This window comes from Streptomyces sp. NPDC059534 (genome assembly GCF_042743475.1).
In the GTDB taxonomy this organism is placed as follows: Bacteria; Actinomycetota; Actinomycetes; order Streptomycetales; family Streptomycetaceae; genus Streptomyces.
Genome location: NZ_JBHWAQ010000003.1, coordinates 30524 through 51931 on the forward strand (window position 1 = coordinate 30524; position 21408 = coordinate 51931).

18 protein-coding genes are annotated in these 21408 nt (G+C 73.4%); 7 read left to right on the plus strand and 11 right to left on the minus strand.

Features of this window, described 5'->3' with window-relative positions:
* Positions 1-4: 4 nt before the first annotated feature.
* The 9 genes from ACFVZH_RS04405 to ACFVZH_RS04445 all read right to left on the minus strand — a co-directional run bounded on the left by ACFVZH_RS04405 (position 5) and on the right by ACFVZH_RS04445 (position 10836).
* Entirely contained in the window at positions 5-1036 is a 1032-nt protein-coding gene (locus ACFVZH_RS04405) for a glutamate ABC transporter substrate-binding protein (RefSeq protein ID WP_384892999.1), read from the minus strand.
* An 11-nt stretch (positions 1037-1047) separates the two neighbouring features.
* Positions 1048-2475, minus strand: coding sequence for a hypothetical protein (locus ACFVZH_RS04410; protein WP_384893002.1), 1428 nt, complete (start codon positions 2473-2475; stop codon positions 1048-1050).
* Positions 2476-2769: 294 nt separating this feature from the next.
* The gene (locus ACFVZH_RS04415) at positions 2770-3762 is read right to left on the minus strand and encodes an N-acetylglucosamine kinase (protein ID WP_384893005.1); all 993 of its coding nucleotides are present in this window, start codon (positions 3760-3762) and stop codon (positions 2770-2772) included.
* Positions 3753-5018, minus strand: a complete 1266-nt coding sequence (locus ACFVZH_RS04420) for a 6-phospho-beta-glucosidase (protein WP_384893008.1) — start codon at positions 5016-5018, stop codon at positions 3753-3755. Before ACFVZH_RS04420 ends, ACFVZH_RS04415 begins: the two co-directional genes overlap by 10 nt.
* A gap of 8 nt (positions 5019-5026) precedes the next feature.
* Positions 5027-5911 carry a carbohydrate ABC transporter permease gene (locus ACFVZH_RS04425; protein ID WP_384893011.1) on the minus strand — a complete coding sequence of 295 codons (885 nt, stop codon included), beginning with the start codon at positions 5909-5911 and terminating at the stop codon, positions 5027-5029.
* Between the two features lie 2 nt (positions 5912-5913).
* Positions 5914-6795: a carbohydrate ABC transporter permease gene (locus ACFVZH_RS04430; RefSeq protein WP_384893641.1), complete on the minus strand. Its 882-nt coding sequence runs from the start codon at positions 6793-6795 to the stop codon at positions 5914-5916.
* Between the two features lie 133 nt (positions 6796-6928).
* Positions 6929-8275, minus strand: a complete 1347-nt coding sequence (locus ACFVZH_RS04435) for an ABC transporter substrate-binding protein (RefSeq protein WP_384893014.1) — start codon at positions 8273-8275, stop codon at positions 6929-6931.
* A gap of 59 nt (positions 8276-8334) precedes the next feature.
* Positions 8335-9549 (minus strand): ROK family protein, encoded by a 1215-nt coding sequence (locus ACFVZH_RS04440; RefSeq protein WP_384893017.1) that lies wholly within the window; start codon positions 9547-9549, stop codon positions 8335-8337.
* Positions 9550-9774: 225 nt separating this feature from the next.
* Complete coding sequence (locus ACFVZH_RS04445; protein ID WP_384893020.1) at positions 9775-10836, minus strand: mechanosensitive ion channel family protein; 1062 nt, start codon at positions 10834-10836, stop codon at positions 9775-9777.
* A gap of 278 nt (positions 10837-11114) precedes the next feature.
* Between ACFVZH_RS04445 and ACFVZH_RS04450 the strand changes: the two genes are divergently transcribed.
* Positions 11115-11678 (plus strand): HNH endonuclease, encoded by a 564-nt coding sequence (locus ACFVZH_RS04450; protein ID WP_384893023.1) that lies wholly within the window; start codon positions 11115-11117, stop codon positions 11676-11678.
* A 60-nt stretch (positions 11679-11738) separates the two neighbouring features.
* Here ACFVZH_RS04450 and ACFVZH_RS04455 read toward each other — a convergent pair whose 3' ends face one another.
* A complete protein-coding gene (locus ACFVZH_RS04455; protein ID WP_384893026.1) occupies positions 11739-14909 on the minus strand; it encodes a beta-N-acetylglucosaminidase domain-containing protein in 3171 nt (1056 codons plus the stop codon).
* A gap of 236 nt (positions 14910-15145) precedes the next feature.
* Here ACFVZH_RS04455 and ACFVZH_RS04460 point away from each other — a divergent pair, with 236 nt between their 5' ends.
* Genes ACFVZH_RS04460 through ACFVZH_RS04470 form a run of 3 tightly spaced genes read left to right on the plus strand, consistent with a single transcriptional unit; the run spans position 15146 to position 17716 of the window.
* Complete coding sequence (locus ACFVZH_RS04460; RefSeq protein WP_384893029.1) at positions 15146-15346, plus strand: hypothetical protein; 201 nt, start codon at positions 15146-15148, stop codon at positions 15344-15346.
* 1 nt (position 15347) lies between these two features.
* Positions 15348-17468, plus strand: a complete 2121-nt coding sequence (gene malQ / locus ACFVZH_RS04465) for a 4-alpha-glucanotransferase (protein ID WP_384893032.1) — start codon at positions 15348-15350, stop codon at positions 17466-17468.
* Between the two features lie 20 nt (positions 17469-17488).
* Positions 17489-17716, plus strand: a complete 228-nt coding sequence (locus ACFVZH_RS04470; RefSeq protein ID WP_367828080.1) for a hypothetical protein — start codon at positions 17489-17491, stop codon at positions 17714-17716.
* A gap of 75 nt (positions 17717-17791) precedes the next feature.
* Here the strand turns inward: ACFVZH_RS04470 and ACFVZH_RS04475 are convergent, their stop codons facing one another.
* A complete protein-coding gene (locus tag ACFVZH_RS04475) occupies positions 17792-18298 on the minus strand; it encodes a MarR family winged helix-turn-helix transcriptional regulator (RefSeq protein WP_384893037.1) in 507 nt (168 codons plus the stop codon).
* 128 nt (positions 18299-18426) lie between these two features.
* On the opposite strand from ACFVZH_RS04475, the gene ACFVZH_RS04480 reads away from it, so the two are divergent.
* The 3 genes from ACFVZH_RS04480 to ACFVZH_RS04490 are packed head-to-tail and all read left to right on the plus strand — an operon-like array spanning position 18427 to position 21399.
* Positions 18427-19374 (plus strand): EamA family transporter, encoded by a 948-nt coding sequence (locus tag ACFVZH_RS04480; RefSeq protein ID WP_384893040.1) that lies wholly within the window; start codon positions 18427-18429, stop codon positions 19372-19374.
* Between the two features lie 5 nt (positions 19375-19379).
* Positions 19380-20420: a DMT family transporter gene (locus ACFVZH_RS04485; RefSeq protein ID WP_384893043.1), complete on the plus strand. Its 1041-nt coding sequence runs from the start codon at positions 19380-19382 to the stop codon at positions 20418-20420.
* A 10-nt stretch (positions 20421-20430) separates the two neighbouring features.
* Positions 20431-21399, plus strand: a complete 969-nt coding sequence (locus ACFVZH_RS04490; RefSeq protein ID WP_384893046.1) for a LysR family transcriptional regulator — start codon at positions 20431-20433, stop codon at positions 21397-21399.
* Positions 21400-21408 lie beyond the last annotated feature (9 nt).

Below are 21408 nucleotides of genomic sequence, written 5' to 3' on the forward strand. Positions count from 1 at the left end.
CACGTCACTTGTACCGGGGAGCGGGCGGGCCGGTTATCCCCGGCAGGTCCTTCTCCAGCCACTCCTTGTACGCGGCCTGCCAGGGGCCCTGCCGGTAGCCCACCAGGACCTGGTTGACCCGGCGCACCAGGTCGTCGTTGCCCAGCTTGGCGGCGACCCCGTAGTACTCCCGGGTGAACGGCCGGCCCTTGAGCTCGACCGCCGGGTCCTGGGCGGCCTGGCCGGCCGCGAGGGCGTTGTCCGTGACGACGGCGTCGACCTCGCCCAGCTGGAGGCGGGCGAGACAGTCCAGCTGGTTGGGGACCGTGAGCAGGTCCTTGTCGTCCTTGGTGCCGTCGGCCTCGTCCTTGAAGACCGCGCCGAAGGAGTTCTCCTCCAGGGCGTCGTAGGCCGTGGAGCCCTCGGCGGTGCAGACCCGCTTGCCGCGCAGCGAGGAGTCGTAGCCGGTGATGTCCTTGGCCTGCTTGGGCGCCAGGACCTGCTGTCCGGCCTGGAAGTACGCGGTGGAGAAGGCGACCTGCTCGATCCGCTTGCAGTTGATCGTCATCGTGCGCACGACGAGGTCGACCTTGCCGCTGTTCAGGGCGGCGATCCGCTGGTTGGTCGGGATGGCGCGGAAGATGATCGCGTTCCCGTCGCCCAGGAGGTCCTGGGCGATGGCCCGGGCCAGCGTGATGTCGAAGCCCTCCAGGACGCCCTTCTCCGGGTTCCGGTAACCCCATCGGTAGCTGGACTGGTCGACGCCGACGATCAGCTTCCCGCGGTCCTTGATCGCCCGGATCGACGGGCCGTCGGCCGACGAGGGCGTGAGGGACGCCTCGGGGTGCTCGCAGGTGTCCGCCTTGATCTGGACGCCGGTGCCCACGCCGGGGCCGGGCGTCCAGGGCGCGGCCACCGGATCGGTCCCGTCGTGGGCGAGCGGGAGCAGGGTGAGCGAGGCGGTGAGCCCGCAGGCCACGGCCATGGCCGCCACCCCGCCCCAGCCGTGCAGCCGCCGCGCCGTCCGCCGCACCAGCGGGTCAAGGCCGTTCGGCATCCCGCCCCCTCTCACCGGTACTCCGACAGTCTGCGGTTGATGCCGAGCACGGCGCCGGCGGCGCCCAGGATCCCCAGGGCCGCCGCGCCCAGCGGGAGCGCGGTCAGGGCGTCCCCGGCGTCGCCGGCGGAGCGGGTGAACTCGGTCTGCTCGTGGGCGAGGGCCCGCTCCAGAGCCGCGTCGACCTGGTCGAAGGACTGGCCCGTGGACCGGTCGGCGCCGACGATCCGGCCGAGGGCGCCCTCGTAGTCTCCGGCCTCGTCCTTGGCGCGGGCGTCCTTGTGGCGCTCCCGCCATTCGCCGGTGCGGGTGGCGGACTCGTCGACGGGGCCGCGTCCGGCGTCGTCGTCGGCGAGCTCCCGCGCGGTGGCCAGCGCCGCGGTCAGGGCGGTCATGCTCGCCGTGTAGTCCGCCTCGTACTTGTCGTTCTTGCCGTCCTCGGTGAGGACGGCGCCCCGGGCGACCAGCGTCAGGTTCTCGTTGGCGCGGGCCGTGAGCGAGCTGATCCGGGCGGTGTTGAGGACCTGGAGGGACTCCTGGCCGTGTGCCCGGGCGCTGTCCAGGCCGGCGCGCGCGACCGTGTGCGCGGCGGCGAGCCAGAGCAGGACGACGACGGTGGCGGCGGTGGCGGCGAGCAGTCCGTGGTTGAAGACCCGGTTCGTCCGGGCGTAGTTGCGGCGCTGGGCCCATCCCAGGGCGCCGAGCGCGAGCAGGCCGAGCGCGAGCGACAGGAACGGCCAGGTGCGGGCGGAGTCGTCGTCGCGGTGGAGCCGCTCGGTCTCCGCCGCGTAGAGCCGCTCGGCGGCCGGCAGCAGCGCGCTGGACATCTGCTGGTTGGCGTACCGCAGGTAGGCGCCGCCCAGCGGCAGGCCCTGCCGGTTGGCGGCCCGGGCGCGCTCGATCAGGCCGGTGTAGCGGGGCAGCTGTTCGTTGAGGGTGGCTATCTCGCGGGCCGACTCGGACGAACCGTCCGTGTTCGCCGCGGCCTTGACGAGGAGCCGGGAGGCGGTGGTGATGTCCCGGTCGTACCGCGCGCGGGACTCCGCGGGCTCCAGGGTGCCCGCCAGGAAGCCGCTGGCGGCGGTGGTGTCGGCGTCGGCGAGGGAGCGGTAGATCGCGGCCGCGTCGGCGCTCAGGGGCTGGCTGCGGCTGACGACGTCGTCGGCGGCGGCGGCCCGGTCGGACACCTCCAGGGCGCTGACCGCCCCGAACGCCACGACGAGCAGCGCGAGGACGGCCCCCAGGATCTGGAGCCGGCCGGGCTCGGTCGTCGCGGCGACCCGCAGTCGCTCGCGTCCCACGGCCCAGGCGCCGCGCCCCGCGGGCGGGGTGGCGGCGGGCACGGGCGACGGCTGCGCGGGTAAGGTTCCCGGGCGCGCGGGCGCCTGCGCCGTGCCCTGCGCCGCCGAGGCGGCGGGCGCGTTCGGCGGGTGTGTCACTTGACCTCCCCCTCGGTCGCTGACGTCGGCCGGACCGTCCGGTGTCCCGGCGGGACCGGTTCCGGTGGACGACCACCCGGCCAGCAGTATGGCCTCAGGGGGCCTTCCGCACACCGGGATTGACTCGATCTTGTTCCTATCGTGCCCCATGCCCCCGGCACATCCGCAGGCGAACCCCCTCACCTTGAATACGCCGCCCGACGAAGATCGGTTCCCTTTCGGACACCCCTCGAACGGGTGAACATGCGTACGGGGCGCCCCGTCGTGACGACGAGACGCCCCGTGACGGCGCGTTCAGACCACCCCGTAGTGCTCCCGCAGCCGGGCCTTGGCGTCCGGGCCGACCGCCGCCGCGTCCAGCGCGAGCAGCCCCGCTCCCAGGACCGGCGGCGCGGTCACGAAGCCGACCACGGCCTTCGGCGCCCGCACCGCGAGGAGTTCGTGGATCCGCTCCTCCAGCTGCGGGTGGCGGGCGGCGAGCACGCTGCCGCCCAGCATCACCGGCGCCTCCTCGTGGTGCAGCCCGAGCCGGCGGAGCGCGACCGCCGACATGGCGACGACCTCCTCGGCGAGCCGGTGCACGAGCGACAGCGCCACGGGATCGCCCCCGGCCGCGACCGAGAAGAGCACCGGGGTCAGCTCGTGCCGCCGCTCGGAGGGCACCTGACCCAGGTGCAGCGCCTCGATCAGCGCGTACATCGACCCCAGGCCGAAGTGCGCGGGCAGCGCGTCGGCGAGGGCGGTGGGCAGGCCCCGCCCGTCCTCGGCGCGCGCCGCGAACCACAGCGCCTCCTCGGCGAGTCCGCCGCCCCCGCCCCAGTCCCCGGAGATCTTCCCGACCGCGGGGAAGCGCGCGGTCCGCCCGTCCGGCGTCATCCCCACGCAGTTGATCCCCGCCCCGCACACCACCGCGACCCCGCGCGGCTCGTCGAGCCCGGCGCGCAGTATGGCGAAGGTGTCGTTGTGCACCCGTACGTCACGGCTCCAGCCCCGGCCGAGCAGCTCGGCCTGGAGCGCGGCCTCCTCGACGGGCAGGTCGGCATTGGCCAGACAGGCCGTGACATGCGCGAACGCGGGGGAGAGCCCGGCGCCGCCGGCCTGCTCCCAGGCCCGCCCGACGATCTCGGCGAGCCCGTCGACCGCCGTGTCCACCCCCACCACGGGGGGCTGGAACCCGCCGCCGCGGGCCACGCCGAGGACGGTGCCGTCCCGGCCGACCACCGCGACGTCGGTCTTGCTGTTCCCCGCGTCGATCGCGAGGAGCACGCCGTTCAGGTTCACGCCCACGCGAGGTGCTCCCGGTTGTGCGCGATCAGCCGGTCGGTGAGCCCGTCGGCGTACGCGTACTGGCCCACCAGCGGGTGCGCGAGCAGCGCCTTGAAGACCCGGTCCCGGCCGCCGCGCAGCGCCGCCTCCAGGGCCAGGTCCTCGTAGGCCGTGACGTGGGCGATCAGACCGGCGTACAGCGGGTCCACCGGCGCGGCCGCCAGCGGCGTGGCGCCGTGCGCGCCGACCGCGGCCTGCGTCTCGATGACGGCGTCGTCCGGCAGGAACGGCAGCGTGCCGTTGTTGTACGTGTTCACCACCTGGTACGGCGAACCACCGCCGCCCAGCAGGGACGCCGCCAGGTCCACGGCGGCCTCCGAATAGAAGGCGCCGCCGCGCTTGGCGAGCAGGGCCGGCTTCTCGTCGAGCGCCGGGTCCCCGTACATCGCCAGGAGTTCCTTCTCCATCGCCGCGACCTCCGCGGCCCGGGACGGCTTCGTGCCGAGCTCCTGCACCACCTCGTCGTGCGCGTAGAAGTACCGCAGGTAGTACGAGGGGACGACGCCGAGCCGGTCCAAAACCGGGCGCGGCAGGCGCAGGTCGTCGGCGACCGCGTCGCCGTGCTCGGCGAGCAGCCGGGGCAGCACGTTCTCGCCCTCGGGGCCGCCGAGCCGTACCGCCCGCTCCCAGGTCAGGTGGTTGAGCCCGACGTGGTCGAGGTGGACCTCCGCCGGGGTCACGCCGAGGAGCCCGGCGAACTTGCGCTGGAAGCCGATGGCGACGTTGCACAGGCCGACGGCCTTGTGCCCGGCCTGGAGCAGCGCGCGCGTGACGATGCCGACGGGGTTGGTGAAGTCGATGATCCAGGCGTCCGGGTTGGTGCGCCGCACCCGCTCGGCGATGTCCAGGACCACCGGGACCGTGCGCAGCGCCTTGGCGAGGCCGCCGGCGCCGGTGGTCTCCTGGCCGACGCAGCCGCACTCCAGCGGCCAGGTCTCGTCCTGTTGGCGGGCGGCCTGTCCGCCGACCCGGAGCTGGAGCAGGACGGCGTCGGCGCCCTCGACGCCGGCGTCGAGGTCGGTGGTGGTGGTGATCCGCCCCGCGTGGTCCTGCTTGGCGAAGATCCGCCGGGCGAGCCCGCCGACCAGGTCGAGCCGTTCGGCGGCCGGGTCGACGAGGACGAGTTCGGAGATGGGCAGGGTGTCGCGCAGGCGCGCGAATCCGTCGATGAGTTCGGGGGTGTAGGTGGAACCGCCCCCCACGACTGTGAGCTTCATGGTGTGACTCAGCCCTTCACTCCGGTCAGTGTGACTCCCTCGACGAACGCCTTCTGGGCGAAGAAGAACACGAGGATCACGGGGGCCATGACCAGCACGGTCGCGGCCATGGTCAGATTCCAGTCGGTGTGGTGCGCGCCCTTGAAGGACTCCAGGCCGTAACTGAGCGTCCAGGCACCCGGGTTCTCGGAGGCGTAGATCTGCGGCCCGAAGTAGTCGTTCCAGCAGTAGAAGAACTGGAACAGGGCGACGGCGGCGATGCCGGGCTTCGCCATCGGGAGCACGACCCGTATCAGGGTGCGGAACTCGCCGCACCCGTCGATCCGCGCGGCCTCGACGTACTCGTTCGGGATGGTCAGCAGGAACTGGCGCAGCAGGAAGATGGCGAAGGCGTCGCCGAACGCCATCGGGATGATGAGCGGCCACAGGGTGCCGGAGAGGTCCATCTGCTTGGCCCAGAACAGGTACATCGGGATGATCACGACCTGCGGCGGCAGCATCATCATCGAGATGACCAGCAGCAGCGACAGATGCCGGCCGCGAAAGCGGAACTTGGCGAGCGCGTACGCCACGGGTATCGACGACACCACGACGAGGACGGTGCCGAGGCCCGCGTACAGCAGCGAGTTCCGCCACCAGGCGAGGAAGCCGTCGGTCTGGAAGACCTTGACGTAGTTCTCCCAGTGCCAGGAGTTCGGCGTCAGGTCCCGGGTGAGCGCCTGCTGGTCGCTCATCAGGGAGGTCAGGAGGACGAAGACGAACGGGAGCACGAAGAACAGGGCGGCGGCGATGCCGAGCGAGTGCACGGCGATCCAGTGCAGCAGCGCCTTGCGGCGGGCCTGCTTCTCCGCGGGGCTCGCGGCGGGACGGGTGGGAGCGGTTGCGATGGTCATGGTCAGTCACCCGAGCCGATCAGGCCGCCGCGCCGCCGCATGAGCAGCGCGGTGAAGGCCATGGAGAAGGCGAAGAGCACCAGCGCCACGACACAGGCGGCGCCGTAGTTGAACTGGCTGAAGCCGAGGCTGTAGACCAGCTGCGGGAGGGTCAGCGTGGAGTCGTCCGGGTAGCCGGGGACGAAGACCTCGCCGGAGCCGCCCATCTTGCCCGAGGCGACCTTCGCGGCCACGATCGGCTGGGTGTAGTACTGCATGGCGCCGATGACCCCGGTGACGACCGCGAAGAGCACGATCGGCGAGATGTTCGGCAGCGTGATGAAGCGGAACCGCTGCCAGGGGGACGCTCCGTCGAGTTCGGCGGCCTCGTACTGCTCCTTCGGTACGTCGAGGAGGGCGGCCATGAAGATGACCATGAGGTCCCCGACGCCCCACACGGCGAGGACCGTCAGGGCCGGCTTGGCCCAGTCGGCGTCGTTGAACCAGGAGGGGGCGGGGATGCCGACCGCCTCCAGGAGCGAGTTGACCGGTCCGGTACCGGGGTTGAGCAGGAAGACGAAGGCGAGCGTGGCCGCCACCGGCGGGGCCAGGTAGGGCAGGTAGAAGAGGGTGCGGAAGACGCCGGCGCCCGTCTTGATCTTGGTGATGAGCATGCCGATGCCGAGGCCGAAGACCACCCGGCAGGAGACCATCACGACGGCCAGCCAGAGGGTGTTCTGCAGGGCGGGCCAGAACTGGGGCAGGTCGGAGAAGACGTACGTCCAGTTCTCGATGCCCCGCCAGGTCGGCGGGTTGAGCCCGTCGTACCGCATGAACGAGAAGTACAGCGTGGAGAGGAGCGGATAGGCGAAGAAGACGCCGAATCCGATCAGCCAGGGGGACATGAACGCCAGGGTGCGGAGCGCGTTGCGGCGGCGCTTGGCCCGCAGTGTGTTCCGTCCCCCGGGGGAGGCGGCGGCCGGGGCGGCCGCCTCCTTCGCGGGCAGGGTGTCCGTGCTCATGGGCGGGTTCCGGCCGTCACTTCGCCGCGGCGATGTCGCGGTCGATCTGGGCCGCGGTGTCCGCGAGACCCTTCCTCAGGTCCGTGACCTGGCCCTTCTCGTACTGCTGGGCGAACTTCTGAAGGGTGTCCTGGTAGGCGGAGCCGTTGACGGCGCCGTCCGAGGTGGTGGAGGCGGGGTGCCGGGCGATGTCCAGGAAGGTCTTGAAGCGCGCGTCGAACTTCAGGTTCGGGGACTTCAGCGCCTCCAGGGTGGAGGGGACGTTGCCGATGCTGTTGGCGAACTGCACCACGGCCTCGGTGTCCGTGGTCATGTACTTGACCAGCTCCCAGGCCGCGTTCTGCTTCTGGCTCTGCGGGGCGATGCCCATGATCGTGCCGGAGAGGTAGCCCTTGCCGTACTCGGCGATCTCGTCGTCGGCGACGGGCAGCGGGGCGACGCCGACCTCGAAGCCGACCTTGGCGTTCTTGACGAAGTTCAGCCGCCACTCGCCGTCCAGCTGCATGGCGACCTGACCGGTCTGGAAGGGGTGCTTGGAGCCCCACTCGTCACCGAAGGTGGTGCGGTACTTGTCCAGCTTCTGGAACCCGCCCAGGGCGTCGACCAGGGACTTCTGGTACGTCATCATCTCGGCGAACGCCGGGTCCTTGGCGATGTTCGACTTGCCGTCCGCGTCGAAGTACCCGTTGTGCTTCCACTGCGACATGTAGTGGGAGACGACGGTCTCGTAGCCGAGGTAGTTCGGCATGACGCCGAGCTGCTCGTAGGAGTCGCCCTTGGCCTTGGTGAGCGCCTTGGCGACCTGGGTGAACTGGGACCAGGTCTTCGGCGGGGCCTCGGGGTCGAGACCGGCCGCCTTGAAGGCGTCCTTGTTGTAGAAGAGGCCGTAGGCGTCGGAGAGCAGCGGCAGGGAGCAGCGCTTGCCCTCGAACTGCGTGTACGACTGGAGGACCTTCGGGAAGGTCTTGTCCAGGTCCAGCTTGTCCTTCTCTATGAAGGGCTTGAGGTCGGCGAGCGCGCCCGAGGCGCAGAACTTGCCGACGTTGGCCGTCGTGAAGGAGGAGACGACGTCCGGGCCCTTCGAACCGCCCGCGCGCAGCGCCTGGCCCAGCTTGTCGTCGTTGATGCCGCCGACGACCTTCACCTTGATGTTCGGGTGGGCCTTCTCGAAGCGGGCGACGTTGTCCGTGATGGCCTTCACCTCGGTGGGGTCCTGCCAGCCGTGCCAGAAGGTGATGGTGGTCTCGGCCTTGGGGTCGTCGGAGGCCGCGTTGTTCGCGGAGCCCGTACAGGCGGAGGCGAAGAGGGCGATCGAGGCGGTGGCGGCGAGCGCGGCGGCGGCTCTGCGCGGACGTGCGGGCATGACGGAGTCTCCCTGGGGCGAGGGGTTGCGGGGGGAACGGGGTGTGGGGCGGTCCGGGGTCAGCGCGAGGTGTCGAAGACCTCGTCGCGGGTGGTGGCGAGGGCGCTTTCGAGGGCGCCGCGCAGTACGGGACTCCGGCGTACGGCGGACAGGACGAGCCGCGGCCGGGAAGGGGCGAGGTCGGCGAGTTCGGACTGCACGCGCGCGCGGAGGGGTTCGCCGCCGGCGACGAGGGCGTCGCCGGACAGCACGATCAGTTCGGGGTCGAGTACGGCGACGATCGAGGAGAGCCCGATGGCGAGCCGCTCGGCGTACCGGTCGAGGAGTTCCGCGTACGGGGGCTCCTCGTCGTGCGCCGCGGCGGCGTGGGCGAGCAGCCGGGCCGCGACCGTGACGTAGGGCTGCTCGGACGTCTCGATCCCGGCCGCGCGGGCGATCCGGGGCACGGACTGGACGCCCGCGAGCTCCTGGAAGCCGCCGGAGTTGGCCTTGGTGACCTGCCGGACGAGCGGGGTGCCGGGCACGGGCAGGAAGCCGACCTCGCCGGCGCCGCCGGTGAAGCCGCGGTGCAGCCGTCCGCCGAGGACGAGGGCGGCGCCCATGCCCGCCTCGTTCCACAGGAGGAAGAAGTCCTCGTGGCCGCGGGCGGCGCCGACGCGCTGTTCGGCGACGGCGACGAGGTTGACGTCGTTCTCGTACTCGAACGGCATGGGCAGGACGGTGGCCAGCTCCTCCAGGAGGGTGGGGGAGTGCCAGCCGGGCAGGTGGGAGGCGTACCGCAGGCGTCCGGTGGCCGGGTCGAAGGCGCCGGGGGTGCCGATGACCAGGCGCCGGACGTCCTCGCCGGTGATCCCGGCCGCCTTGACGGCCCCGTCGAGGGCCTCGGTGACCTGGCGGACGACGCCGGTGGCGGAGCGGCCGGGGGTGCGGAGCTCGTACTCGCCGACGATCTCGCCCGTGATGTCGGCGACGGCGGCGCGGATGCGGAACTGGTTGACGTCGAGTCCGGCGGCGTACGCGGCACGCGCGTTCACCGCGTACAGCTGGGCGTTCGGTCCGGGCCGGCCCTCGGTCGTGCCGGTGGCGACGACCAGTCCGGCCGCTTCGAGGCGGGCGAGGAGCTGGGAGGCGGTCGGCTTGGAGAGGCCGGTGAGCTTGCCGATCCGGGTGCGCGAGAGCGTGCCGTGCTCGAGGAGCAGGTCCAGGGCCGCCCGGTCGTTCATGGCCCGCAGGACGCGCGGTGTGCCGGGGGTTCCCGGGGTCGTACCGGCCATGAGGTCCGCACCTGCCCTTCGACGCTGGTCGGGCCATTGTGCTGCCTGTCGGCGGGCCCGCTCTCCACTGCTCTGTTAGGAAAGTTTCCTATTCGGTGGGAGGACGGTAAGGCGACCGTCACGGAGGCGTCAATACCCGGGAACGCGAGACGCCCCCGAAGGCAACCAAAGCGTTACCCGCGGAGGCGTCGGGACCGTGGACGTCCGGCCCGTGAAGGGGAGGAGCTACTTGGAGAGGTCCGGCCTCGGCAGCGGCGTCGCCGCCGCCGACTGCGGCGAGGTCGTCGAGGCGAACGCCGACGGAGCCGCCATGCCCGCCGTCGGATCGGCCGCCGACTCCTCGGCCTGCGCCGGAACCCCGCCGACGATCCGGATGCCGGCCTCGTCCAGACCCTGCTTGACGCGCCAGCGCAGCTCGCGCTCCACCCCCAGTGCCTTCCCCGGCATCGTCTTCGCCGAGACCCGGACGGTCATCGAGTCGAGCAGCACCTCACTCAGGCCGAGCACCTCGACCGGCCCCCACAGGCGCTCGTTCCACGGCTCCTCCTTGGCCATGGACTCCGCCGCCGCGGTGATCACCGACCGCACCCGCTCCAGGTCCTCCGTCGGCCGGACGGTCACGTCCACGCCCGCCGTCGCCCAGCCCTGGCTGAGGTTCCCTATCCGCTTGATCTCGCCGTTGCGCACGTACCAGATCTCGCCGTCCACCCCGCGCAGCTTGGTCACCCGCAGGCCCACCTCGACGACCTCGCCGGAGGCCACCCCCGCGTCGACCGAGTCGCCGACGCCGTACTGGTCCTCCAGGATCATGAAGACACCGGAGAGGAAGTCCGTCACCAGGTTCCGGGCGCCGAAACCGATCGCCACGCCCGCCACACCGGCCGAGGCCAGCAGCGGCGCGAGGTCGATCTTGAAGGCGCCGAGGATCATCAGCCCGGCCGTGCCCAGGATCAGGAACGACGCGACCGAGCGCAGCACCGAGCCGATCGCCTCCGAGCGCTGCCGGCGCCGCTCGGTGTTGACGAGCAGACCGCCCAGCGCCGTCCCCTCCACCGCCTGCGCCGAACGGTTCATCCGCTCGATCAGCTTCGTCAGGGCACGGCGGACGGCCATCCGCAGCAGCAGCGCGACGACCAGGATCAGCAGGATGCGCAGCCCGGTGTTCAGCCAGGTGGACCAGTTCTCCTCCACCCAGCTCGCCGCGTTCGTCGCCTTCTCCGCGGCCTCGTCCAGGGTCACCGGAATGGGCTCGGGCTCGGTGGCAGCCGCTAGGGCGGACCAGGACACGGGGCAACCTCCATGCATCGCGTACGCAGGCCATCCACACTAACGGGGCGTCGGACGTGCTCCTGTTGCCGTGTTCGAGGGAGAGACGGACCTCACCTGGGCAAGTAAGAGGCAGGTAAGCAGCAGGCGGGAGAAGGAGCCGCCGATGTGGTCGAGAACACTCCGGGCCCGTCACCCCGATTCCGGTACGTGGTGGCGCTTCGCCGGGCCATGAGGAGAGACTGAGAGCAGTTCGTCCCGGCGCGAGCCACGCGCCGCCGGCGTCATAGGAGGCATCCGTGCCGCATGTCCTGGTCCTCAACGCGTCGTACGAGCCGCTCGGCGTCGTACCGCTCCGCCGCGCACTCGTCCTCGTCCTGGAGAACAAGGCTCTCTGCCTCGAGGAGTCCGGCGCCTTCCTGCACAGCGAGACCCAAGTCCTCCCCGCACCCAGCGTGGTGCGGCTGAAGCGCTTCGTGCGGGTCCCCTACCGGGGGCCCGTTCCCTTGACCCGCAGGGCCCTCTTCGCCCGCGACGGCGGGCGCTGCGTGTACTGCGGGGGCGTCGCCACCAGCGTCGACCACGTCATCCCGCGCAGCCGCGGGGGCACGCACGCCTGGGAGAACGTGGTGGCGGCCTGCCGCCGCTGCAACCACGTCAAGGCCGACCGGCACCTGCGCGAGATCGGCTGGCGCCTGCGCCACCAACCGGCCCCGCCGTCCGGCCTGGCCTGGCGGATCATCGGGACCGGACACCGGGACCCCCGCTGGCTGCCGTACCTCCAGCCGTACGGCGCCGAGGACGTGATGGCCCGGATCGACTCCGTCGCCGAAGCCCCCGTGAGGGCGCTGACGACGGGTTGAGCCGGGCCTTTCGCGTATCAGGGCATCACGCGGACGGACGGCCGGGGAGCGGAGTACCCCTCAGGGGGCGCTCCGCTCCCCGGCCGTGCCCCCGTCCACCGGCGGCGCCGGCTTCTCCGGCTCCCGCTCGGCCACCGCGTACGTCTCCACCGACCAGAGCGAGTACCCGAACCGGGTCGCCCGTGTCTCGCCCTGCACCCGAAGGAAGCGCGTGTCCGCCGCGTCCATCCGCACCGACTCCCGGCCGCCGCGCCCGTCCGCGACGGTCGCCGCCGTGCGCCACACCCGCCCGTCGGCCGAGACCTGGACGCGGTAGCGGGAGGCGTAGGCGTCCTGCCAGTGCAGCACCACCTGCCCTATCCGCGCGGGTTCGGCCAGCTCCAGCTGCCACCAGGCGCCGTCCTCCGCGGGGGAGGACCAGCGGGTGGCCGGATCGCCGTCCACCGCCGAGGAGGCGGGGAAGTCCGGGGTCTCGTCGCCCGAGGAGGAGACCGCCGCCGTCCGCGCCAGGTCCGGACCCGCCGTCCGGGGGAAGGCCCGGACCGTCAGCACCCGCTCCTCGCCCGCGAAGGAGACCGGCACCCGGTACGAGCCGGCCGGCACGTCCGCCCCCACCGACACCTCCAGGGGGACGCTCGTCCGCGCCCCGCGCTCCACGGCCGCCTCCTTCGGGAGGCGGACGACGATCCCGCGCGGGGGCCTCGCCGTCAGCGGCCCGCGGACCTCGCCCGCGCGCAGGCCCGACAGTTCCACGTCCACCGACCGCGCCGGCCCGCCGATCTCGGCGTCCGTCTCCGCGCGGGCCAGTTCGAGCCCGGCCCGGGGCCCGTCCGCGAACCACGGCACCAGCGAGCGCACATCGGGGGCCGGGCCCCCGCCGCTCCACACCACCCGCAGCGCGTCGGCCTGCAGCCCCTTCAGCTCGGTCTGCGTCCAGCCCGACGCCGACAGCGGGCCGAGCGGCCGCCAGCCCTCCCCGGGGACGTACGCCTCCACGCGCGCGTCCGTGCCGTGGGCGCCGTCCGGCCGGGCCATCACCGTCAGGGCCTCCACGGGCCGCGTCCGGTCGAGCCGCACCGTGTACGAGCCCGGGGCGCGGTCGGCCCGCGCCGCCGGGGTCCGGTCGGCGCCCGTCCAGGCCGCCGACTCCGCCACCGCGCGCGTGAGGAAGGGATCGAGCACCCCGGCGCCGACCGTCACCCGGCTCGTCCCCAGTGCCTCCCGCAGCGGTTCGAGGCCCAGCCGCGCCCGCCAGGCCGCCGCGCCGTCGCCGCGCTCCTGGGCAAGCAGCATGTCGACCGCCGTCTCGCCGGCCTCGCCGTACCGCGCGAGCTGCTCCAGCCAGGGCCCGGTCTCCTCGCCGAGGGCGGAACCGGCGGACCCGGCGGACCCGGTGGAACCAGCGGGCCCGGCGGGATCAGCGGCCGAACCGGCGGCGGCACCCGCGGTCGAACCGGAGGGCGCCGCGAGCCGCTCGGGCGCCCGCCGCATCACGGTGAACGCGGCGCGCAGTTCGCGCGCCGCCTTCTCCCGCGCGACCGTGCCGGCGGGCGTGTCCGGGGCCGTGCGCGAGGCCCAGAACGCGGCGAGCAGCGGCCTGAGATAGGCCGACTCGCCCTTCGGGTCGAGGATCGAGGAGGCGCCGTTCCCGGCCAGCGCCCGCAGCGCCTCGCGGGCCGCGGGATCGGGGCCCGCGAGGTCGTCGACGGCGGCCCGCCAGGACTCCCGCGGCCGGTAGCCCCGCGGGTTCCAGGCGTAGTCGGCGGCGGTGAAGAGCGGGATCCGGGAGGCCGCGGGCTGCTCCATGGCGTGCGCCAGGAAGGCGGCGGAACCGGCGGCCACGGCCGGCTCCCGGCCGGTGGCGGGGCCGAGGAACAGCCGGTCCTGCGCGTAGTCGTTGACCGGGTAGTTGTCCATGGTGACCAGCGGGTGCCGCAGGGCGGCGCGCGCCCCGGCCAGTTCGCCGCCGGTGATCGTGCGCGGGACGACGCCCACGCCGGTCCACGCCACCCGCACGTCCGCGTCGAGGGTCTCGGCGAGCTTCGTGCGGTAGGCGGTCGCGCCGTCCTGGTAGTACTCCGTCGGCATCACCGTCAACGGCTCGGCGTCCGGGTGCCGTTCGGCCAGGTGCCGGGCCACGGTGTTCGCCACGCGCGCGTGGGCCGCGGCGGCCGCCTCGGGACCCCGTCCGAAGGTGTCGGCGTCCTTGTCGCAGTGCCACTCGTCGTAGGAGGCGTCCTGGAGCTGCAACTGGAAGAAGCGCACCCCGAGCGCCCACAGGGAGTCGAGCTTCCGGGTCAGCGCCGCCACGTCGCCGGCCGAGGCCAGGCACATGGACTGGGCGGGCGCCACGGCCCAGCCGAGCGTCACGTGCCGGGCGCGGGCCCGCTCGGCGAGCGCGCGGAACTCCCGCTGCTGCCCGGCCGGATAGGGCTCGCGCCACTGCGCCTGCCGGTACGGGTCGTCCCCGGGCGCGTACAGATAGCGGTTCTGCTTGGTCCGGCCGAGGAAGTCGATCTGGGCGAGCCGCTGTTCGCGGGTCCAGGGGCGGCCGTAGAAGCCCTCGGTGATCCCCCGCTCGGCCGTGCCCGGCCAGTCGCGGATCACGACCCCGGGGACCTCGCGCCCGGTGCCGAGGAGCTGGCGCAGCGTCTGCACGGCGTGGAACAGCCCGTCCTCGCCGACCCCGTCCAGGACGACGGTCTCCCGCCCCTGGTGGACGCCGGTCGCGAGGCGGTAGCCGCCGCGCGGCAGGTCCAGCCGCTCGGGCACCCGCAGGGCGGTCAGCACCGCCTCCGCCGCCTCGCCGGAGGGGCCCGCGACGCGCAGGACCGGGCCCCGGCCCGGGAGTCCGGTGTGGACGGTCCGCACCCCGGCGGACCCGAGCAGCTCGCGCAGGGCGGCGACGGCGTACGGATCGGCGTCGGGGTCCGCGATGAGCGTCACCTCGTCCCCGAGGCGCACGGAGGGTCCGGCGGTGGCCAGGGACTGCGGCCGGGGCCACACCTCGGGCAGGGGCGCGACGACGGCGCCCGCCGACGACCGGACGGCGGCCGACGGGTCCACCGGCGCCGTCGGGGCCCCGGGGGCGGCCGTCGGGGCCGGGGCCGCCGGGGAGGCGGGGGCCGCCGGGGACGCGTACACCGCGCCCGGGGCGGCGCCGCCCAGGAGGCCGCCGATGACGGCGGCGGCGACGGCCGTCGCGGTGCGTTTCCTGCGCCCGAGGTGCACGGGGTCTCCCTTCGGACAGGCCCGGCAGCTCCACCGGTTGGTCACGAGTGGGTCACGAGCCCACCACCCGTCGCACGGAAGTGTCAATGCGCGAGGGCGATGTGTCGGCTTTGCCCGGCGAGCCGTCGGCGAGGTGACGTCACTTCGCCACTTTCCGCCGGTAAAACGAGGTGCGGTGGGTAGGGCTCACTCGCACCCCTTGGTCCCACCTGTCGAGACGAAACCGGGAGACCCCCGTGACCACGACCGCCCGCCACCTCGGACGGATACGGATTCCCCAGCAGGCGCCGCGTACCGGCGAGCCGCTGACCAGCGAACCGCCGCTGCCCGACGCGGCCCCCCTCACCAGTGAACCGCCCCTGACCGAGGCGGCACCCCTCACCAGCGAGCCCACCGCCCCCGGCAGTGCGGGTGGCACGGAGTCCCCCGGAGTGTGAAGTGACCCTGGCCCGTCTCGCCGCCCGTCACGGCGTCGCCACCGCGTACAGCCCCTCCGAGGGCGTCACCGTGCCCGTGCCCGACGCCACCGTGATCGCCGTCCTCGGCGCGCTGGGCGTCGACGCGACCACGCCGGAGGCGATCGCCGCCGCCCTCGGCGTGGCGGAACGGGTCGACCGGGAGCGCCTGTTGCCCGCCACCCTGGTCCACCGGCGGGGCGACGAGCCCCTCCGGCCCCCGGCGGACCTGCCGGCCCGCACCCGTCTGCGGGTCACCACCGAGGAGGGGGCCGTCCTCACCGGCCGGGACTGGGAGCGGCTGCCCCTGGGCGTCCACACCGTCACGGCCCAGGCCCCCGACGGCCGCAGCGCCACCAGCACCCTGATCGTGAGCCCCGCGCGCGTGCCCGCCCCCGAGCGGCGCGCGTACGGACTGCTCGTCCAGCTGTACTCCCTGCTCTCCGGCCGCTCCTGGGGCATGGGCGACCTCGGGGACCTGCGCGAGCTCGCCACCTGGGCGGGCCGCACGCACGGCGCCGGCTTCGTCCAGGTCAACCCGCTCCACGCGGGCGTGCCCGGGGCGCCCACCGACCCCTCCCCGTACCGCCCGTCCTCGCGCCGCTTCCCCGACCCCGTCCACCTGCGGATCGAGGAGATCCCCGAGTACGCCCTGGTGGGCCCCGAGCGCCGCGAGGAGCTCGACCGGATCCTCGCCGAGGCGGCCGAACTGCGCGAACGGGTCCTCGGCAAGGGCGCGCTGATCGACCGGGACGCCGTGTGGGACGTCAAGCGGCGGGCCCTGGAGCTCGTCGTCGGGAGCGTGGACCTCGGGCCGGGCCGGCGCGCCGACTTCCACGACTTCCTCGCCGACCGGGGCGGCGCCCTGGAGGACCATGCCACCTACCAGGCCCTCGCCGAGCGGCACGGCCACCACTGGCGCGACTGGCCCGAGGAGCTGCGCCGTCCGTGCGCGGCGGAGTCGGCCGTGCGCGCCGACCCCGAGCTCGCCGCCCGGGTCGACTTCCACTGCCGGCTCGCCTGGCTGACGGACCGGCAGCTGGCCGACGCGGCCGCGGCCGCCCGCGCGGCCGGGATGGAGATCGGGATCGTCCACGACCTGGCCGTCGGCGTCCACCCGGAGGGCTCGGACGCCTGGGCCCAGCAGGACGCCTTCGCGGCCGGCATGTCGGTCGGCGCCCCGCCGGACGCCTTCAACTCGCGCGGCCAGGACTGGGGGCTGCCGCCCTGGCGGCCCGACGCCCTCGCCGCCTCGGGGTACGCCCCGTACCGCGGGCTCCTGCGCGAACTCCTGCGCCACGCGGGCGCGCTGCGCATCGACCACGTCATGGGCCTGTTCCGGCTCTGGTGGGTACCGGAGGGCCTCGAACCCACCGAGGGGACGTACGTCCGGTACGACGCCGAGGCGATGCTGGCCGTCCTCGTCCTGGAGGCGCACCGCGCCGGCGCCCTCGTCATCGGCGAGGACCTCGGCACGGTCGAGCCGGGGGTGCGGGAGCGGCTGGCCCGCAGCGGGGTGTTCGGCACCTCCGTGCTCTGGTTCGAGCGGGACTGGGCGGGCAGCGGCCGGCCGCTGCCCGCGGCGGGGTGGCGCGCGGAGTGCGTCGCCACCGCCACCACCCACGACCTGCCCTCCACCGCCGCCCGGCTCTCGGGCGACCATGTCGCCCTCCGCCACCGCCTGGGGCTGCTCGACGGCGACCTGGAGCGCGACCGGGCGGCGGACGCGGTGGAGACCGCCGAGTGGCTGGACCTGTTCCAGCGGCTCGGGCTGCTCCCGGAGGGGCCGGGGGACGAGCGGGCCGAGGTCCGGGCCGTCCACCGGTTCCTGCTGGACACCCCGGCCCGGATGGTGGGGGTGTGGCTGCCGGACACGGTGGGGGACCGCCGGCCGCAGAACCTGCCGGGCACCTGGGACCAGTACCCCAACTGGCGGCTGCCGCTCGCGGGCCCGGACGGCCAGCCGCTGACCCTCGAACAGCTCGCCGCCTCGCCCCGGGCGCACACCCTGCTGCACGAGCTGCACATCCGTACGGACGCCGGGGACGGGGCCGTCGGGCGGGGGAGTGCCCGTACGGCACCCCCGGGCGCGCGGTCCGTTTAGGTGTTCGCTACGTTTGCACCGTGGACAAGAAGAACGCTCTGCGCGCCGGCTCCGTCGCGGCCGGTACGACGCTGATGATGCTGCTCATGTCGTCCCCCGCGCTCGCGCTCACCCGCGACGACGGTGACGACCCGGCCCCCAAGCTGAGTGTCGTCGAGACGCTCGGCCTCTACGTCGCCGCACCGCTGGTGCTGTTCCTGGTCATCATCGGCCTGGTGATGGTGCTCGACAAGTCCAAGAAGGCGTAACCGCCTCACGGGTCTCCGCCGAGGGCGCCGCACGGTACACGTACCGTGCGGCGCCCTCGCGTGCGTTCGAGACCCTCACGCGGTCGTGGCGAGCAGCTTGCGCAGCAGCCCGGCCAGCTGGTCCGCCTCCTCCTCGGTGAGCGCGGCCTCCAGGGCGGCGCGCTGCTCGCCGAGGCCGGCCCCGACGGCCTGGTCCACCAGTTCCCTGCCGCGCTCGCTGAGGGTGACCCGCAGCCCGCGCCGGTCGTTCGGGTCGGGGCTGCGGGTGAGCAGCCCGGCCTTCTCCAGCTTGTCCAGGCGGCCCGTCATCCCGCCGGTGGTGATCATCAGGGTCGCGGTCAGCTCGCGCGGCGAGAGCGTGTACGGCTCGCCGGACCTGCGCAGGGTGGCGAGCACGTCGAACTCCCCGAGCGCCATGCCGTACGGCGCGTACGCCTTGTCCACCTTGCCGCGCATGGCGTTGGCCAGGCGATAGATACGGCCGAAGACGGCCATCGGCACGGTGTCCAGGTCGGGGCGGACGACCGCCCACTGGTCGGCGATGGCGTCGACGGCGTCGCGGGCGGGGGGCTGCGTCTTCATGGCCTCAGTTTCCTCTTCCTCTCCGGTCGATGGCAAGAAAGCCACTTGCGAGTAAGTAGCTTAGTGGTAAGTTAATTACCGCCAAGCCAGTCTGGCCCGTCCGGAAGTCGCTTCAAGGGGGAACCGTCATGTCGCGCAAGGCCGCCGTCGTCGCTCTCACCGCCCTCGCCCCGATCTCCTGGGGCTCCACCTACTTCGTCACCACGGAGTTTCTGCCGCCCGACCGGCCGCTCTTCACCGGCCTGATGCGCGCCCTGCCCGCCGGCCTCCTGCTCCTCGCCCTCACCCGGAAGCTCCCCCGGGGCGCCTGGTGGGGGAAGGCGGCGGTCCTCGGAGCCCTGAACATCGGCGCCTTCTTCCCGCTGCTCTTCCTCGCCGCCTACCGGCTCCCCGGCGGAGTCGCCGCCGTCGTCGGTTCCGTGGGCCCGCTCTTCGTCGTCGGCCTCGCGGCCCTCTTCCTGGGCGACAAGCCCACCGCGAAATCCCTGATCACCACCGTCGCAGCCGCCTTCGGCGTCAGTCTGGTGGTCCTCAAGGCCGGGGCCGCGCTCGACGCGGTCGGCGTGATCGCCGGACTGCTCTCGTCCCTGTCGATGTCGGCCGGCGTCGTCTTCACCAAGCGCTGGGGCCGCCCCGAGGGCGTCGGCGCCCTCGCGCTCACCGGCTGGCAGCTCACCGCGGGCGGCCTGGTCATCCTGCCCATCGCCTTCCTGGTCGAGGGCGCCCCGCCGGCCCTGACCGGCACCAACCTGGCCGGCTACGCCTACCTCGCCTTCGGCAACACCGCGATCTCCTACTTCCTCTGGTTCCGCGGCATCGAGCGGCTGAGCGCCTCCTCGGCCACCCTCCTCGGCCCGCTCTCCCCGATCACCGCGGCGATCATCGGCTGGGCGGCGCTCGGCCAGGCGCTCGGTCCGGTGCAGGTCGTCGGCATGGTGATCGCCTTCGGCGCCACCCTGGCGGGTCAGCTGAACCCCCGTACGCCGAAGGCCCCGGAGATCGAATCGTTCAGCTCAACTGAAAAGAACGGTCAGGAAGTTTCGATGGACCTGGAGAGTTCGGCGGTGCGACGGTAGGCCGCATGAAGCCGACCGCCGCACGTCACCCGACGACCGTCTCCACCGCCAGCACCGTCTCCACCACCCGCACCTTCCCCACTGCCCGCACCGCCCGCACCACCGCCGCCACCGAGAGGCCGGCGCCCGCGAGGAAGCTCGCACGGGGCGCCGGCCTCGGCGTGCTCCTCGCCCTGCTCGCCACCGTCGTCTGGTCCGGCAGCTTCGTCGCCACCCGGGACATGGCCGACACCGTGCCGCCCGTCCAGGCCGTCTTCTGGCGCTGGATCATCGCGCTGGCCGCCGTCGCGCCCTTCGCCGTCCGCCCGTTCGTGCGGCAGTGGCGGACGATCCGCCGCCACCTCGGCTTCGTCGCGACCGCCTCGCTCCTCGGCGTCGCCCTCTACAACACCCTCGTGCACCAGGCCGGGCTGACCACCTCCGCCGCCAACATGGGCATGATCATGGCCGCCTCCCCGGTGATCATGGCGGTCCACGCCCGGCTCGGCGGCGAACGCCTCGGCATCCGCCGCGTCCTCGGGATGCTGGTCGCCGCCCTGGGCGTGCTGCTGCTCGTCGGCAAGGGCTCGCCCGCCCTGGACCTCACGGCCGGCGACCTGTGGATGTTCGCCGCGGCCCTCTCCTTCGCCTCCTACAGCGCGCTGCTCAAGCGCAAGCCCGCCGAGATCGACGGACTCGCCTTCCTCTTCACCACCTTCCTGCTCGGCGCGCTGATGCTCGCGCCCGCGTACGCCGTGTCCCTCGCCGTCCAGGGCGGGTTCACCGTCGGCGTCCCCACCGCCGGCCCCCTGCTGTACGTCGGGGTCCTCTCCTCCGCCGTCGCCTTCCTCGCCTGGAACAAGGCGATCGCCCTCATCGGCGCCGCGCGCGCCGGCGTCGTCTACTACCTCCAGCCCGTCTGCGTCGCGCTCCTGTCGTACGCGCTCCTCGGTGAACGCCTCGGCGCCCTCGGGGTCGCGTGCATGGCGCTCATCCTCGGCGGGGTGGCGCTGAGTTCCGCCCCCAAGCTCCAGGCTTCGCTCAAGCAGGGGGAGACCCCCAGGTAGGTTGCGCCCCATGACCGAGTGGGACATCAAGAAGCTCCAGATCCTCCGCACCCTCCGCGACCGCGGCACCGTCACCGCGACCGCCGAGGCCCTGCTCATGACCCCCTCGGCCGTCTCGCAGCAGCTCACCAACCTCGCCAAGCAGCTCGGCGTGCGGCTCCTGGAGGCCCAGGGCCGCCGGGTCCGGCTCACCGACGCCGCCCATCTCGTGCTGCGGCACGCGGAGGTCGTCTTCGCCCAGCTGGAACGCGCCGACGCCGAACTCGACGGCTATCTGCGGGGCGAGGCGGGCCAGGTGCGGCTGGCGGCCTTCTCGACGTCGGTGCCCGCCCTCGTCGTCCCCGCCGTACGCCGGCTGCGCACCGCGCACCCCGGGCTCGACATCCGTGTCCGGGAGGCCGAGGCGGCGGAGGCGTACGAGCTGCTCGCGGCCGGCCAGGTCGACCTGGCGCTCTCGCTCGCCGCCCACGCGCCCTCCGTGCGCGACCCCAAGTTCAGCCGGGTGCCGCTCCTCGCCGACCCGCTCGACGTGGCCCTGCCCGCCGGGCACCCGCTCGCCGACGCCCCCGGGCTGCGGCTCGCCGACCTCGCCGCCGAACCCTGGATCTTCGGCGGCTCCGGGCCCTGGTCCGAGATCACCACCGCCGCCTGCGAAGCCGCCGGCTTCGTGCCCGAGCAGGCGCACAGCGCCTCCGGCTGGACCGCCATCCTGGCCATGGTCGAGGCCGGTCTCGGCATCGCCCTCGTGCCCCGGATGGCCTCGGCCGAACGCCGCGCCGGCGCCGGGGTCGTCATGCGCGTCCTCGCCGCCGACCAGCCGCGCCGCCATGTCGTCGCGGCCGTGCGGCGCGGGGCGGAGGACGGCCCGGCGGTGGCCCGGGTCCTGGCCGCGCTCCGGCAGGAGGCCGCGGCGCGCGAGACCGCTCAGAAGACACGCGAGACCGTTCGGAAGACGCACGAGACCGTTCAGAAGAACTGAAGAGCTTCG

Coding starts and splice junctions, on each gene's coding strand:
- ACFVZH_RS04430 (WP_384893641.1), bottom strand. CDS start 6,795: ATGTCCCCCTGGCTGATCGGATTCGGCGTCTTCTTCGCCTATCCGCTC.
- ACFVZH_RS04435 (WP_384893014.1), bottom strand. CDS start 8,275: ATGCCCGCACGTCCGCGCAGAGCCGCCGCCGCGCTCGCCGCCACCGCC.
- ACFVZH_RS04475 (WP_384893037.1), bottom strand. CDS start 18,298: ATGAAGACGCAGCCCCCCGCCCGCGACGCCGTCGACGCCATCGCCGAC.
- ACFVZH_RS04480 (WP_384893040.1), top strand. CDS start 18,427: ATGTCGCGCAAGGCCGCCGTCGTCGCTCTCACCGCCCTCGCCCCGATC.
- ACFVZH_RS04490 (WP_384893046.1), top strand. CDS start 20,431: ATGACCGAGTGGGACATCAAGAAGCTCCAGATCCTCCGCACCCTCCGC.
- ACFVZH_RS04425 (WP_384893011.1), bottom strand. CDS start 5,911: ATGACCATCGCAACCGCTCCCACCCGTCCCGCCGCGAGCCCCGCGGAG.
- ACFVZH_RS04440 (WP_384893017.1), bottom strand. CDS start 9,549: ATGGCCGGTACGACCCCGGGAACCCCCGGCACACCGCGCGTCCTGCGG.
- ACFVZH_RS04420 (WP_384893008.1), bottom strand. CDS start 5,018: ATGAAGCTCACAGTCGTGGGGGGCGGTTCCACCTACACCCCCGAACTC.
- ACFVZH_RS04485 (WP_384893043.1), top strand. CDS start 19,380: ATGAAGCCGACCGCCGCACGTCACCCGACGACCGTCTCCACCGCCAGC.
- ACFVZH_RS04405 (WP_384892999.1), bottom strand. CDS start 1,036: ATGCCGAACGGCCTTGACCCGCTGGTGCGGCGGACGGCGCGGCGGCTG.